This window comes from Clostridium sp. UBA871 (genome assembly GCF_002295255.1).
Lineage (GTDB): Bacteria > Bacillota > Clostridia > Clostridiales > Clostridiaceae > Clostridium_J > Clostridium_J sulfidigenes.
The window spans coordinates 990,725-1,004,690 of sequence record NZ_DBFV01000011.1 but is presented as its reverse complement, the minus strand read 5'-3'; the positions used below and the strand labels follow the sequence as shown (position 1 = coordinate 1,004,690).

14 protein-coding genes and 1 other annotated feature are annotated in these 13,966 nt (G+C 31.1%); of the genes, 1 reads left to right on the top strand and 13 read right to left on the bottom strand.

What is annotated here, in order from left to right; genetic code table 11:
- Positions 1–96: 96 nt before the first annotated feature.
- The 12 genes from B3086_RS17860 to B3086_RS17805 form a co-directional block, all read right to left on the bottom strand.
- Complete coding sequence (locus B3086_RS17860; RefSeq protein ID WP_035133257.1) at positions 97–540, bottom strand: Fur family transcriptional regulator; 444 nt, start codon at positions 538–540, stop codon at positions 97–99.
- 39 nt (positions 541–579) lie between these two features.
- A complete protein-coding gene (locus tag B3086_RS17855; RefSeq protein WP_035133255.1) occupies positions 580–843 on the bottom strand; it encodes a DUF1292 domain-containing protein in 264 nt (87 codons plus the stop codon).
- Between the two features lie 128 nt (positions 844–971).
- Positions 972–1,385 carry a Holliday junction resolvase RuvX gene (gene ruvX, locus B3086_RS17850; protein WP_346848307.1) on the bottom strand — a complete coding sequence of 138 codons (414 nt, stop codon included), beginning with the start codon at positions 1,383–1,385 and terminating at the stop codon, positions 972–974.
- A 377-nt stretch (positions 1,386–1,762) separates the two neighbouring features.
- Positions 1,763–2,014 carry an IreB family regulatory phosphoprotein gene (locus tag B3086_RS17845; protein ID WP_035133250.1) on the bottom strand — a complete coding sequence of 84 codons (252 nt, stop codon included), beginning with the start codon at positions 2,012–2,014 and terminating at the stop codon, positions 1,763–1,765.
- A gap of 62 nt (positions 2,015–2,076) precedes the next feature.
- Positions 2,077–4,722: an alanine--tRNA ligase gene (gene alaS / locus B3086_RS17840; RefSeq protein ID WP_346876444.1), complete on the bottom strand. Its 2,646-nt coding sequence runs from the start codon at positions 4,720–4,722 to the stop codon at positions 2,077–2,079.
- A gap of 83 nt (positions 4,723–4,805) precedes the next feature.
- Positions 4,806–4,975 (bottom strand) — a binding site (T-box leader).
- Positions 4,976–5,170: 195 nt separating this feature from the next.
- The gene (locus tag B3086_RS17835) at positions 5,171–6,205 is read right to left on the bottom strand and encodes an AI-2E family transporter (protein WP_346848305.1); all 1,035 of its coding nucleotides are present in this window, start codon (positions 6,203–6,205) and stop codon (positions 5,171–5,173) included.
- Entirely contained in the window at positions 6,192–6,710 is a 519-nt protein-coding gene (locus tag B3086_RS17830; RefSeq protein ID WP_035133245.1) for a PRC-barrel domain-containing protein, read from the bottom strand. Before B3086_RS17830 ends, B3086_RS17835 begins: the two co-directional genes overlap by 14 nt.
- Before the next feature lie 104 nt (positions 6,711–6,814).
- A complete protein-coding gene (nifU, locus tag B3086_RS17825) occupies positions 6,815–7,219 on the bottom strand; it encodes a Fe-S cluster assembly scaffold protein NifU (RefSeq protein ID WP_346848304.1) in 405 nt (134 codons plus the stop codon).
- Positions 7,220–7,359: 140 nt separating this feature from the next.
- A complete protein-coding gene (gene mnmA / locus B3086_RS17820; protein ID WP_346876443.1) occupies positions 7,360–8,439 on the bottom strand; it encodes a tRNA 2-thiouridine(34) synthase MnmA in 1,080 nt (359 codons plus the stop codon).
- A 13-nt stretch (positions 8,440–8,452) separates the two neighbouring features.
- Positions 8,453–8,881 (bottom strand): Fe-S cluster assembly scaffold protein NifU, encoded by a 429-nt coding sequence (nifU, locus tag B3086_RS17815; protein ID WP_035133240.1) that lies wholly within the window; start codon positions 8,879–8,881, stop codon positions 8,453–8,455.
- A gap of 2 nt (positions 8,882–8,883) precedes the next feature.
- Positions 8,884–10,092 (bottom strand): cysteine desulfurase NifS, encoded by a 1,209-nt coding sequence (nifS, locus tag B3086_RS17810; RefSeq protein ID WP_346876442.1) that lies wholly within the window; start codon positions 10,090–10,092, stop codon positions 8,884–8,886.
- Positions 10,085–10,525 (bottom strand): Rrf2 family transcriptional regulator, encoded by a 441-nt coding sequence (locus tag B3086_RS17805; protein ID WP_346876441.1) that lies wholly within the window; start codon positions 10,523–10,525, stop codon positions 10,085–10,087. The genes nifS and B3086_RS17805 overlap by 8 nt, the downstream gene beginning before the upstream one ends.
- Before the next feature lie 148 nt (positions 10,526–10,673).
- On the opposite strand from B3086_RS17805, the gene B3086_RS17800 reads away from it, so the two are divergent.
- Positions 10,674–12,017, top strand: coding sequence for an aminotransferase class V-fold PLP-dependent enzyme (locus B3086_RS17800; RefSeq protein ID WP_346876440.1), 1,344 nt, complete (start codon positions 10,674–10,676; stop codon positions 12,015–12,017).
- Between the two features lie 189 nt (positions 12,018–12,206).
- Here the strand turns inward: B3086_RS17800 and trpB are convergent, their stop codons facing one another.
- Positions 12,207–13,373, bottom strand: a complete 1,167-nt coding sequence (gene trpB, locus B3086_RS17795; protein ID WP_346876439.1) for a tryptophan synthase subunit beta — start codon at positions 13,371–13,373, stop codon at positions 12,207–12,209.
- Positions 13,374–13,966 lie beyond the last annotated feature (593 nt).

Genomic DNA, 13,966 nt, shown 5'->3' with positions numbered 1-13,966 from the left:
TAATCTAATCTGTACATATATACATTTAATTTCTAATAGAAATTTTAATATCATATAGTATAGATTTATATAACATCTCTACTAATAATAAAGTTATTATTGTAAAGAACAATTATCACAAATTCCATAAAACTTTAAACTATGATTTTTTATTTTAAAGTTATACTTTTTTTCTATTCCCTGCTCTAACTCCTCTAAAAGATCTCCTTCAACCTCAATGACTTTACCACAATTTTGACAAATCAAATGATGATGTTGATGACTTTCATCTTCATCACAAAGTTCGTATCTACTGCATCCATCATCTAAATCAAGTTTATATAGCACTCCCATTTCTTCTAATAACTGAACAGTTCTATACACAGTTGCAAGTCCGATTTCCGGACAATTAACCTTTACTAAATCATATATTTCTTCTGTGGTTAAGTGGCTACCTTCATTTTTAATAATCTCATCAAGTATAGACCTTCTTTGAGGTGTCAATTTATAGCCCTTTTCTTTTAGAATAAGTTTTAAATTTTCAATTTTCTCATTAGACATAAATTAACACTACTCCTTTCACCACTAGGTGAAGTATATTTATTCTATAACACCTTCATCATATAGAGTTTCAAAAGCATCATTAACCATGTTAAACTCTTCTTCATCCTCTACTGTTGCAAAGTATTCTTCTCCATCTTCATCCTTAAGAACCTTTAATGCAATAGCATCCTCATTTTCATCATCAATAGGCGCTACTATAAAATACTCTGTATCTTCTATTTCTAACTTGGTTATAACTTCAAACTCAACGTCATTACCTTCTTCGTCAGTCAATGTTATATTTTCTAAAAAATTTTCCATAAAAATTTCCTCCTTCTACATATTGGTAGTATTTTTCTATATAGAAATTATCTATATTACAATTCTATTCTGTAAGCTATAAGTGCCTATTTAAGTTTATACTATATATTATCTTATTCATGATAATATTATTTACTAAGACTATCTAAGTACCCCTGTAAAATATAAGTAGCAGCTATCTTATCAACCAAGCCTTTTCTTTTTTTTCTTGACATATCAGCTTCTAACATAGCCATATGTGCTGCCCTAGTAGTAAGTCTTTCATCCCAAAATTTAATTTCTATGTTTACGTGCTCCCTTAACGCTTCACAAAATCTTTGTACCTTTTCTGCTTGCTCACCTATAGTACCATTCATATTCTTAGGTAATCCTGAAATTATAGTTTCAACATTATATTCGTTGCATATTTTTATAATTTCTTCTATATCTGCCTCTTCCTTTTTACGTCTTATGGTGGTAATTCCTTGAGCTGTGAAGCCTAGTGGGTCACTTATAGCTACTCCAATAGTTCTATCACCCACATCTAATCCAAGTACTCTCATGCTCTTCTCCTAACTGTATATTACAAATATAGGAGCTCCATTATGATAAACAGAGTTCTTTGCTTCAGAGGGAGTTTTTACTCCCCCTGAAGGTTAGAAATCGTTATCCAGGGTCGTAGCCGCTCTTTACTCCCACTTTGAAGAAGATGGGAGTATTAGAGCGGGTAGTCATAGGATAAACCTCTTCTTTATCCTTATATGGGTGCTCCTTATTCTGATCATTACAAATTAATAATTATATGCTATTATAATTAACACTAATGGATAAAATCAATTTATTATTCCAACACTATATACATCTTTAATGGACTGTATTACACTTTTACCTATTACATATTATGTGTAATTTTAAAATAAAAATGCCTTAAAAGGCATTTTTATTTTATATCTAGATAAGATTTTAAAACTTCTTCTAATATCTCGTCTCTCTCTAGTTTACTTACTAATGCTCTTGCGCCATTATAGTTGGTTATATAAGTTGGGTCGCCAGATATAAGATAGCCTACTAACTGGTTAACTGGATTATAGCCCTTCTCAATTAGAGCATCATATACATCAGTTAGTATAACTTTTGTCATATCTTTCTTATCTTTCATTACATCAAACTGAACTGTATGTTGTTTATCCATTATATCACCTTCTCAACCTTACTTTATTTTCTATTATACCATCATTGGATGCAAAAAGTATACTATTTTACTAAAGTTTCTACTATTTGACTTACCTTTGAAATTGCTTCATCTAGTTTTTCTGGTTTCTTTCCACCTGCTTGTGCCATGTCAGGTCTTCCACCACCACCACCGCCAGTGATGATAGCTACCTCTTTAATAATCTTTCCAGCATGAGCACCCTTTGCAACTGCTTCCTTACTAGCCATTACAACAAATTGAACCTTTCCAGCAACTCTACTCCCAAGAACTACAACTGCATCTGAAACCTTATTCCTAAGTTTATCACATAGATTTCTAAGTGCATCTCCTTCAATATCATCTAGCGCAGCTGCAATTACATTGATTCCTTTAATATTTTCAGCTTTATTAATTATTTCATCTTCAATACCACTAGCTAATTTTTCCTTTAATCCTTGTATTTCTTTTTCTTTTTCTTTTAAAGTAGTAAGTAATCCATTTAACTTATTTAATAAATCTTTTTCTCCACACTTTAAAGTTGCCGATATTTCTTTTAATAACTCCTCTTTTTCATTTACATAGCTTTCAGATTTAATACCTGTAACAGCTTCAATTCTTCTGATTCCTGCTGCTACTCCACTCTCATTTAGAATCTTAAACAGCCCTATTTCGCCAGAATTCTTAACATGAATTCCACCGCATAGTTCCTTGCTATATTCACCTACAGATACAACTCTAACATCCTCTTTATATTTATCATCGAATAAAGCCACAGCTCCCTTTTCTTTAGCTTCATCTATAGTCATAATCTCCGTGTTTACATCATAAGCTTTAAGAATTTCACTGTTTAAACTTTCTTCTACTTCTTTAAGTTGTTCTGAAGTCATAGCTGAGAAATGGGTAAAGTCAAATCTTAATCTATCCCCATCTACATAAGATCCAGCTTGATTTACATGGTCTCCTAAGACTTCTTTTAAAGCTTCATGAAGCATATGAGTAGCAGTATGATTTTTGCATATATTACTTCTCACAGTGGAATCTACTAACAGTTCAACAATTTCATCTATCTTAAGTTCTCCTTTAATAGCTTCTACAAAGTGAAGTATATGACCTCTGGTACTTTTTTTACAATCAAAAACTTTTCCTTGGAATTTATCCGTGTGTATAGTTCCAATGTCTCCTACTTGCCCCCCCATTTCTGCATAAAATGGAGTTTTTTCAGTAACAACTACAAATCTTTCCCCTTCTCCTACTTTGCTTACAAACTCATTATCTTTTATCATAGATAAAACTTTACCTTTACTACTTATAGTTCCATAGCCTAAAAACTCAGTAGTTATTTCCATTGGAATATTGTTTAAAGCACCTTCATCATTTCCCATGTAGTTTGATGTACCTCTTGCAGCTCTTGCTGTATTCCTTTGATTTTCCATTTCTTTATGGAAAGCATCAAAATCAATTTTCATTCCCTTTTCAACTAAAATTTCTTCGGTGAGTTCAACTGGGAATCCAAAAGTATCATAAAGTTTAAATGCTTTTTCTCCACTTAATACATTTATCTTTTCAGTATTCATTTCATCGATATAGGATTTTAATATATCCATACCTTGGTCTATGGTTTCTGCAAATCTTTCTTCTTCTAAGCTAATGACTTTCTTAATATAGTCTTTTTTCTCTTCTAATTCTTCATAAGCTCCCTTTGAACTATCAATAACTACGTTACAAAGTTCATTTAGAAATGTACCTGTGATTCCTAAAATTCTTCCATGTCTTGCAGCTCTTCTAAGAAGTCTTCTTAATACATATCCTCTACCTTCGTTAGATGGTAATATTCCATCTCCAATCATAAAGGTAATACTTCTTACATGGTCAGTTATTATTCTTATAGACACATCTAAATCTTTATTTTCGCCATAGGTTTTTCCAGCTTTTTTACAAACTGCACTTAAAACATCCTTAATTGTATCTACTTCAAAGATATTATCTACACCTTGCATTATAGTAGATATTCTCTCAAGTCCCATTCCTGTATCTATATTAGGATTTGCTAATCTCTCATATCCACCCTTACCATCTCCGTCAAACTGTGTGAAAACTAAATTCCAAAATTCAATTACTCTATCTTCATCACCAGCTTTAATAAATTCTTCAGTAGTTTCTATTTGCGGAAGATCTGATTTTCTATCATAGTGAATTTCTGTACATGGACCACATGGACCAGCACCATGTTCCCAGAAGTTATCTTCTTTACCTAATCTAAAGATCCTACTTGACTCTATATCAGTTTTCTTAGTCCAAATATCAAAAGCCTCATCATCTTCAAGATATATAGTTACATATAGTTTATCCTTAGATATTTTTAAAACCTCTGTTATATACTCCCAAGCCCATACTATAATTTCTTCTTTGAAATAATCTCCAAAAGAAAAATTTCCTAACATCTCAAAAAAAGTACCATGCCTTGAGGTTTTTCCTACATTCTCAATATCACCAGTTCTTATACACTTTTGACAAGTTGTTACTCTTTTACTTGGTGGCGTCTGAATACCAGTAAAATATGGCTTTAATGGAGCCATCCCCGCATTTATTAGTAAAAGACTCTTATCATTCTTAGGTACTAAAGAAAAGCTATTAAGTCTTAAATGCTCTTTACTTTCAAAGAACTTTAAAAAGCTTTCTCTTATTTCATTTAAACCCATATTATTCATATTACATTCCTCCTAATTATTTCTAATAACAATGACTTTTATTCAATTTTTCTAAAATAAAATAAAAAAAACTTCCATCCCTGAAAAGGGACGAAAGTTTTCCGCGTTACCACCCTAATTATACTAGATTAACTAGTATCTCTTAATTAATTATAGCTCCAAGACAGCTTCAATATGTTTCACTGAAAGTTTTCACCTACCACTTTCTCTCTGAAAGTTTCCCATATCTACTAATTCTTATCATAACTTCATATTCAATTGGAACTCGACTCACTACTTTCGCTGAGTAAGTGATTCACATCAAATCATAGATTTGAGTTCTCTATTTAATTGAAACTCGACTCACTGCCTTCGTTGAGTAAGTGAGTCACACCAAATCATAGATTCTGGTTCTCTACTTATATGATAAATTATATTTAGCATTTCAGCAATTGTCAATAATTCTAAACTAAAATAAATAATAATCTATTTCTCCTACAACTATTTTAATCATTACCCATACTGGAATTACAATAATCATCCCTAAAATTCCACCTATACTTCCACCTATTATAAGTAGTAATAATATGGTTACTGGATGAGAATCTACAGTTTCACCTAAAATTTTAGGGCATATAATATCTCCTTCTAGCTGTTGAATTACAAACAACCAAAATATAACAATAACAGCTTTCTTAGTAGATGTTAAAAGTGCTATTAAAATTATTGGAATAGCTCCTATAACCGGACCAAAATATGGTATTATATTAAACACTGCATTTACTAAAGATAATATTAAAGCATATTTTATACCACTTACCTTTAGTGCTATAAAGGTCAATATACCAATTATTCCACACAATTCAAACTGAGTTATTATATATCTTTCCATTACCTTATCCATGTGATTTAAAGCTCTTCTAATGGCATATTTATTGCTAAAAGGCATATACTTCATGATTCCTTTTGAAATACTATCTCCGTCGCTTAAAAAGAAATACACTAAAGTTGGTATTATAAATAGCAATAACAAATTTTCAGCTATAGATACAATTTTTGATAAAAAATTCGATATAATTACCATAAGAGCGTCTTTGAATCTTTCATAGGAATTATATAATACTTCCTTAACGAAAGGACTATCAGTAACATATTTAATATCTCCAGTAATTCTTTCATAATAACCTTTCATCTCACCTATTACTTCAGCAAAATTGGAGCTTTCATTATATATCCATGGAACTAAAATAGAAAATATTATAACTACAAATAATATAATAGATAGAATTACTATTAAAGCACTTAACTTTCTATTAAGTCCCCTTTCCATAAAGAACTTATGAAAAGGTCTAATACTATATGAAATTATAAAGGATATTATCACTACTCCTAAAACCTCAGTAAAAATAGGAAACTTCCACAATAAAAATATTATTATACCTATAATTAATAGAGCTATTGCTAACCTACCTAAGTTACTCCAATTCCAATCAATCTTTTTCATAATATACATCCTTATTAGTAGCTTTTTTCTTTCCTACATTAGGCATACATTCCAAAGCTATATTAGTGTTTTCAGCTGTATATAATATATAATCGTCTCCTAGTATCAAGTATGGTTTTAATAAAATACTTCTACTTTTAAACATGCTGAATATATTATAATCTTTTACTGCAAGTCCTTTTATTTTAAAGTCATCATCACCGAATATAACCTCACTTACTAAACCTAATATATTAGAACATTTATCTATAACATGCATATTCAGAATACTTGAAAATTCTAAGTACTTATCCTTAACTATATTGTTAATTACTAGCTGAGACTTATAATATACTATATTCTCTTTTAGTACGTTAAACTCCTTACCCAATAATCTATATGGGCTAATTTTAAATCCTATCACTTCCCCCTTATTAAAATCAACTAATAAATCCTTTATATATCCTATCTTTTTTCCTTGGATATTCATTACATCCATATAGATGTAATCTCTACTTTTAGCCATAAAATAAACTCCCTTCATAGGAAATGATATTTCTATCCTTGCCTATTTAAAGAGAGTTTATACTAATATTAATGTGGACTAAGTTATATAACCAAAAACATCATCTATTCATTGTTATACTTATCCTTCCACTTTTCAAGTCCATGAGATTCTCTATAGTTATTAATAGCCTTGTGTATAGTTTGTTCTGCAAGTACGGAGCAATGAATTTTAGAAGATGGTAATCCATCTAAAGCTTCTATAACAGATTCATTAGTAAGATTCCAGGCTTCTTCTAGAGTCTTTCCAATAATAAGTTCTGTGGCAATACTGGATGATGCAATAGCAGATCCACAACCAAAGGTCATAAATTTAGCATTTTTAATCACATTATCTTCTATAATTAAATATATCTTCATTACATCTCCACACCTTACATCTCCACATTCACCTATGCCATCAGCATCAGGTAAAGTACCTACATTTCTTGGTGAATAAAAATGCTCTAGAACTTTATCACTGTAATCCATAAAAATCCCTCCTAGAATGACTTCAAGGATTGTCTTAAAGATTGCTAAACTTATATCAATAAATCTAGCTGATTCTCTTTAAGACAACCCTAAAATATCATTCAATCTTTTTATTGTACTTTAAAATTATATTTAATTTACTATTTTATAACTCTTTCAATAATTCCTCCACCAACAACAAGGTCCCCTTGATAACAAACTACAGACTGACCCTTAGTTATAGCCCGTTGAGGGGTTTCAAAGTCTAACTTAATATGATTTCCATCTAATTGAGTTAGTTTTGCAAGAGCCGGTTTAGCTGAATATCTTACCTTAGCCTCAACCATAATCTCTCCTTCTATTTTATCCATAGGAATTAAATTTATGTTTTTAGCAATAAGCGTAGTATTAAAGATTTCTGATTCTTCGCCTAAAACTACTTCATTTCTTTCTGGGATTATGTTAGTTACAAATACAGGTTTTCCAAGAGCAATTCCAAGACCTTTTCTCTGACCTATAGTATAATATACTATGCCCTTATGCTTACCTAAAATTTTTCCAGTACTATCTACAAAATTTCCTGGTACAACTTCTCTTCCACTAAATCTAGAAAGATAATTACCATGATTGTTATCAGGTATAAAGCAAATTTCTTGAGAATCTTTCTTTCTAAATACTTCCAAACCTATTTTTTCAGCGATAGCCCTGATTTCTGTTTTAGAATAAGCTCCACAAGGCATCAAAGTATGTGCCAATTGATCTTGTGTTAGCGTATATAGCGCGTAGGTTTGGTCTTTTCTATCATCTTCTGAACGCTTTAATCTATATCTTCCATCTTTGAAATCTATAGTAGCATAATGCCCAGTAGCAATATAATCAGCGCCTAGCCCTTGAACTTTTCTTAAAAATTCTTCAAACTTAATTTTTCTATTACATTCTATACAAGGATTTGGGGTTCTCCCACTAAAATACTCCTCTATAAAATTGTCTACTACATGCTCTTTAAAAGGAGCTTTAAAATTCATAACATAGAAGGGTATATCTAAAACATCGGCTACTCGTCTTGCATCATTAACTGCTGAAAGAGAACAACAACCACCTTCATTTTCTGCATATTCAGGATTATCTGGAGATAACTTCATCATTATTCCAGTGACATCATATCCTTGTTCTTTTAAAAGATATGCTGCTACAGAACTGTCAACGCCTCCACTCATCCCTATTACAACTTTTTTCTTCATCTAAGTATCACACCTATTCTCCATGAACTTGATCATGTATATCATCATGTTCTTCGTAATCCCAAGGCTGTAATCCTTGTTTCTCTCTGTAATCATTTATAGCTTTATGAATAGCTTCTTCTGCAAGAACTGAGCAATGCATTTTAACTGGTGGAAGTCCATCTAAAGCTTCTGCTACAGCTACATTTGTAAGTGTCCATGCTTCATCTAAGGTTTTTCCTTTTATTAACTCTGTAGCCATACTAGAAGATGCTATGGCAGATCCACATCCAAAAGTCTTAAACTTACAATCTACGATTTTCTCATCTTCAACTTTTAAATAAACCCTCATTATATCTCCACATTTAGCATTTCCAACTTCTCCAATACCGCTAGCATTTTCTATTTCTCCAACGTTTCTTGGGTTTGTAAAATGATCCATTACTTTTTCACTATATATCATAATTATTTGTCCTCCTTGTTAAAAAAGCTTTTAATTTTTCCATTTAAGAAACTGTCATATAATGGTGACATATCTCTAAGCCTTTGCACTATTGCAGGTACAGTTTCTATTACGTAATCTACTTCTTCTTCAGTTGTTTTAGCACCCATTGTAAGTCTTAACGAACCATGGGCAACTTCATGAGGAAGTCCTATAGACAATAATACGTGAGATGGATCTAAAGATCCAGATGTGCAAGCACTTCCACTTGATGCACATATTCCTTTAGCATCAAGCATTAAAAGTACTGACTCTCCTTCTATAAATTCAAAACTAATATTTACGTTCCCTGGCAGTCTTTTATCTCCTACTGAACCATTAAGTTTAGAATATGGGATCTCTAGTAATCCCTTTATAAGCTTATCTCTTAAATAAGTTAATCTTTCTTTTTCTTCAGTTAAATTTTCCATAGCTAGCTCTATAGCCTTTCCTAATCCAACTATTCCAGCTACGTTCTCTGTTCCAGCTCTTCTATTTCTTTCTTGCGCTCCACCATGAACCAAGTTGTGAATTTTTATACCTTTTCTTAGGTATAAAACTCCAACACCTTTAGGACCATAAATTTTATGTCCTGATAGCGATAGTGCATCTATATCCATATTTTTAACATCCATCTCTATATGACCTATAGCTTGAACTGCATCTGTATGGAAGAAAACTTTTCTTTCTTTACATATAGCGCCTATTTCTTTAATAGGTTGTACAGTTCCAATTTCATTGTTAGCAGTCATTATAGTCACTAATATAGTGCTTGACTTTATAGCATTTTTTAGTTCTTCTAATCTAATAAGCCCTTCTTCATCCACATCCAAATAAGTTACTTCAAATCCTTGTTTTTCAAGATATTCACAAGTGTGAAGTACAGCGTGATGCTCTATTTTAGTAGTTATAATATGATTTCCTTTATTTTTGTTGGCAAGTGCTATTCCCTTAATCGCCCAGTTATCTGCTTCTGATCCACCACCAGTGAAATATATTTCTGCTGGATCCGCATTAATAGCTTTTGCTATTCTATTTCTTGCTTTATCTATAGCTTTTTTAGTTTCCCTTGAAATCGAATATATAGATGATGGGTTACCATAAAACTCCGTAAAGTAAGGTATCATATCCTCTAATACTTCTGGTTTTGTGTATGTTGTTGCCGCATAATCCATATAAACTGTTTTATTCATTTAGGTTCACTCCTTTAATTTTCAATATGTTAAAATAATCGTCTACAATATCCTGTAAAGTTATTGCCATTGTTACAGAATCAATACTATCCTTAATTTTTTTCCATACTATTCTGGTTGCACAACAATCAATATTATTGCATCCATCACTATCTAAGCAGGTTGAAATTTCGATAGGTCCTTCTAGCACCTCTAATACTTGGTATACTGTAATTTCTTTTGGATCCTTGGCTAGAATGTATCCTCCATTGGCTCCTCTTATACTCTTTATTAGCTCTGCTTTTCTTAACACAGAAAATAACTGTTCAAGATAATATTCCGAAATATTTTGTCTACTTGAAATACTCTTAATAGATATAGGGCTTTTTCCGTAGTTAATAGCTAGGTCAACCATAGCTTTAACCCCGTATCTTCCCTTAGTTGATAACTTCATAAAAATCATTCCTTAATGTTGAGTACTTTACTATGGTTTAATAATATCAAATCAGAGTATTTATGTCAACTATTCTTTTAATATCTGCACCAATAAAATATATCTTTAATATTATATAATAACAACTATTTAATTAAGGAGGTAAAAAATGAGTAACTTTAGGGATAATCCATATCGAGAATTAGTTTATGGAGTAGATATTAAAGTACCATTGATAGATAAATCATATTGCATAGGTATCAATTTCGATAATGCAGCTACAACGCCTCCATTAAAATCTGTAATTGATGAAGTAATAAACTTTTCTCCTTATTACTCCTCAATACATCGAGGAGATGGATATAAATCTCAATTATCCACCTATATGTATGAAACTTCAAGGGAAATTGTGAAATTTTTCATTAATGATTATAGTGATATGATGGATGTTATATATGTAAAAAACTGTACTGAAGCTATAAATAAGCTAGCTGGTATATTAGCTAGTCAAGATAAGGAGTCAATTATTCTATCCACTTCTATGGAGCATCATTCTAATGATTTACCATGGAGAAAAAATTTTGAAGTGAAATATGTAGAAGTAGATGATGAAGGTTATTTAGATATGGATGATTTTAAGTCTAAACTAGAACTATATAATGGAAGAATTTCTTTAGTTGCAATAACCGGAGCTTCAAATGTTACTGGCATTAAAAATCCTATATATACCATAGCAAATTTAGCTCATAGTTATGGGGCTAAAATTTTAGTAGACGGAGCTCAACTGATTCCTCACAGTAAATTTTCTATAGGCCTTCAACTCCCTTTAGGACCTATTGACTTTGTTGCTTTTTCAGCACATAAGATGTATGCACCCTTTGGTTGTGGTGTATTAATTGGACCTAAAGATTTTTTTAATGAGTATGAACCTGACCATACCGGTGGAGGAACCATTAAATTCGTATCTCATGATAAAGTAATATGGACTGCTTCCCCTGATAAGGAAGAATCTGGATCTCCAAACCTTATTGGTTCAATAACTTTAGGTGCTGCTATAAATGAGCTTTCAAAAATTGGAATGTCTAATATTGATGAATATGAAAAATATTTAACTGTATATACTACAAAACATCTTCAATCTATACATTCAGTAAAAATATATAGCAATTATTCCGATTTTCAAAATAAAGTTAGTATTATTCCATTTAATATAGAAGGAATACACCATACTATAGTGGCCAAAATACTATCCTATGAATTTGGCATTGCTGTAAGAAGTGGATGTTTCTGCGCTCATCCATATCTACAAAGGCTTTTAAAAATTCCTAAATCAATGATAGAAGAAATGACTCTTGCATCTAAGGATATTCAGCCTGGTATGGTTAGAATTAGTTTTGGTATTTACAATACAATAGATGAAATTGATAAATTCTTATATGCCATAAAGAAAATTGTAGATAATAAGGGGTATTACACAAAAAAATATACCTCAATGAGAGGTAGCTTTATATAATTTATTAATGTTTTTGAAAATCAAAGACTCCTCAAACCAGCATGAATAAAACAACTATTTAAATAGTTTTATATTTACCTAGTTTCCTATATAAATATTTATATAGGAAACTAGGTAAAGTATTAATACTTTAAATAAAGGATTTTCAATTTAAATCAGATAATTAAACTTATAACAGTTAAAATCATACTAATTAAGAAGTTTATTTATAGCAGACACATCTTTATCCCCTCGACCTGAAAGATTTACTACTATGACTTCATTTTCCTGTAGGTTTTTTGCTAATTTAATAGTATAGGCAATGGCATGAGCACTTTCAATTGCAGGTATTATTCCCTCTAACTTTGATAAAAGCATAAAAGCTTTTATAGCTTCATCATCTGTAATATATTTATAGTTTACTCTACCAATCTCACTTAAAAATGCATGTTCAGGTCCAACTCCTGGATAGTCAAGCCCAGGGGAAATAGAATAAGCTTCCTTAACATCTCCACTATCACCCTTTAATACAAGGGTATTCATACCGTGAATGATAGCCTCTTTTCCTTTTGTTATTGTAGCTGCATGCATTTCTGTTTCTACTCCAAAGCCTGCTGCCTCTACTCCAATAAGATTAACATCTTTATCTTCTAGGAAAGCTGTAAAAATTCCAATGGCATTACTTCCTCCTCCAACACATGCAACTACATAATTGGGAAGTTTATTTTCCTTTTCCAATATTTGTTTTCTAGCCTCTTCACCAATTATTTTCTGAAATTCCTTAACAATCTTTGGATAAGGATGAGGTCCCACAGCGGAACCAAGGACATAAAAAGTATCTGAAATATTATTTACCCATTTTTCTAAAGCTTCATTCACTGCATCGTTTAATGTTTTAGTACCACTAGTTGCTGGAGTAACTTTTGCTCCTAATATTTTCATTCTAAATACATTGAGCTCTTGTCTTTTTATATCTTCCTCTCCCATTACAATTTCACATTCCATTCCAAATTTTGCAGCTAAAGTTGCTGTAGCTACTCCATGCTGACCAGCTCCCGTTTCTGCAATTACTTTATTTTTTCCCATTCTTTTAGCCAATAGAATTTGTCCTAAAACATTATTTATTTTATGTGCTCCTGTATGATTTAAATCTTCTCTTTTCAAATATACCTTAGGACCTCCACAAAATTTTGTTAGGTTCTCAGCAAAATATAAGGGTGTTTCTCTGCCGCTATAATCCTTTAAATAGTAATTATACTCCCTCATAAACTCCTTATCTTCAATAGCTTTTTCAAAAGCTTCTTCTAACTCATTTAAAGCTTTTTTCACCTCATTTGAAACAAATGCTCCACCATACTTACCAAAATATCCTTTCATGATAAAATCTCCTTCTCTCCAAAATTATTTCTATAATTTTTATTAAATATATTAAGTTTTGCTTTTAATTCTTCGCACTTTCACTTCATACATACCACCACCTAAAACATTTCAAATACTTCCATACAACAATAAAAAGATAAAAAAAACTCCGTCCTATAAAAATAGGACGGAGATACTTCCGTGGTGCCACCTAAATTGCTATTGATAAATACACTAATACAAATTTATCAATATGCCTCTTAATTTCAAGTACTTACATACTCTATCTACTGTAACGTGTAGCCTACGATATCAGGTATTCTCACTAATAATTTCCCCTTATTTCTCAAAGGTCCATTCATCTAATTCCTTCATGCTAGGATTCCACCATCCCCAACTCTCTTTATCAAAGCTAAATTAAACTACTCTTCCTTATCATCAAATTAAATTATATTTATTTTTACCATTGTATGTTTTTACTATTATATATTTTATAAAGTGGATATGTCAACACTATATTTAAAAGATTCTGTTGAAAATTACAGTGATAAAATATACAAACTATGTTGATACACCTTTACATTATCGCATAGAACTATTTATTCTACGAT

Bases quoted from the DNA above. Each gene is read 5' to 3' on its own strand.
- B3086_RS17835 (WP_346848305.1), bottom strand. From the start codon at position 6,205: ATGAAAAAGATTGATTGGAATTGGAGTAACTTAGGTAGGTTAGCAATA.
- nifU (WP_346848304.1), bottom strand. From the start codon at position 7,219: ATGGATTACAGTGATAAAGTTCTAGAGCATTTTTATTCACCAAGAAAT.
- mnmA (WP_346876443.1), bottom strand. From the start codon at position 8,439: ATGAAGAAAAAAGTTGTAATAGGGATGAGTGGAGGCGTTGACAGTTCT.
- nifS (WP_346876442.1), bottom strand. From the start codon at position 10,092: ATGAATAAAACAGTTTATATGGATTATGCGGCAACAACATACACAAAA.
- alaS (WP_346876444.1), bottom strand. From the start codon at position 4,722: ATGAATAATATGGGTTTAAATGAAATAAGAGAAAGCTTTTTAAAGTTC.
- B3086_RS17855 (WP_035133255.1), bottom strand. From the start codon at position 843: ATGGAAAATTTTTTAGAAAATATAACATTGACTGACGAAGAAGGTAAT.
- nifU (WP_035133240.1), bottom strand. From the start codon at position 8,881: ATGATATATAGTGAAAAAGTAATGGATCATTTTACAAACCCAAGAAAC.
- ruvX (WP_346848307.1), bottom strand. From the start codon at position 1,385: ATGAGAGTACTTGGATTAGATGTGGGTGATAGAACTATTGGAGTAGCT.
- trpB (WP_346876439.1), bottom strand. From the start codon at position 13,373: ATGAAAGGATATTTTGGTAAGTATGGTGGAGCATTTGTTTCAAATGAG.
- B3086_RS17805 (WP_346876441.1), bottom strand. From the start codon at position 10,525: ATGAAGTTATCAACTAAGGGAAGATACGGGGTTAAAGCTATGGTTGAC.
- B3086_RS17845 (WP_035133250.1), bottom strand. From the start codon at position 2,014: ATGGATAAACAACATACAGTTCAGTTTGATGTAATGAAAGATAAGAAA.
- B3086_RS17800 (WP_346876440.1), top strand. From the start codon at position 10,674: ATGAGTAACTTTAGGGATAATCCATATCGAGAATTAGTTTATGGAGTA.
- B3086_RS17860 (WP_035133257.1), bottom strand. From the start codon at position 540: ATGTCTAATGAGAAAATTGAAAATTTAAAACTTATTCTAAAAGAAAAG.
- B3086_RS17830 (WP_035133245.1), bottom strand. From the start codon at position 6,710: ATGGCTAAAAGTAGAGATTACATCTATATGGATGTAATGAATATCCAA.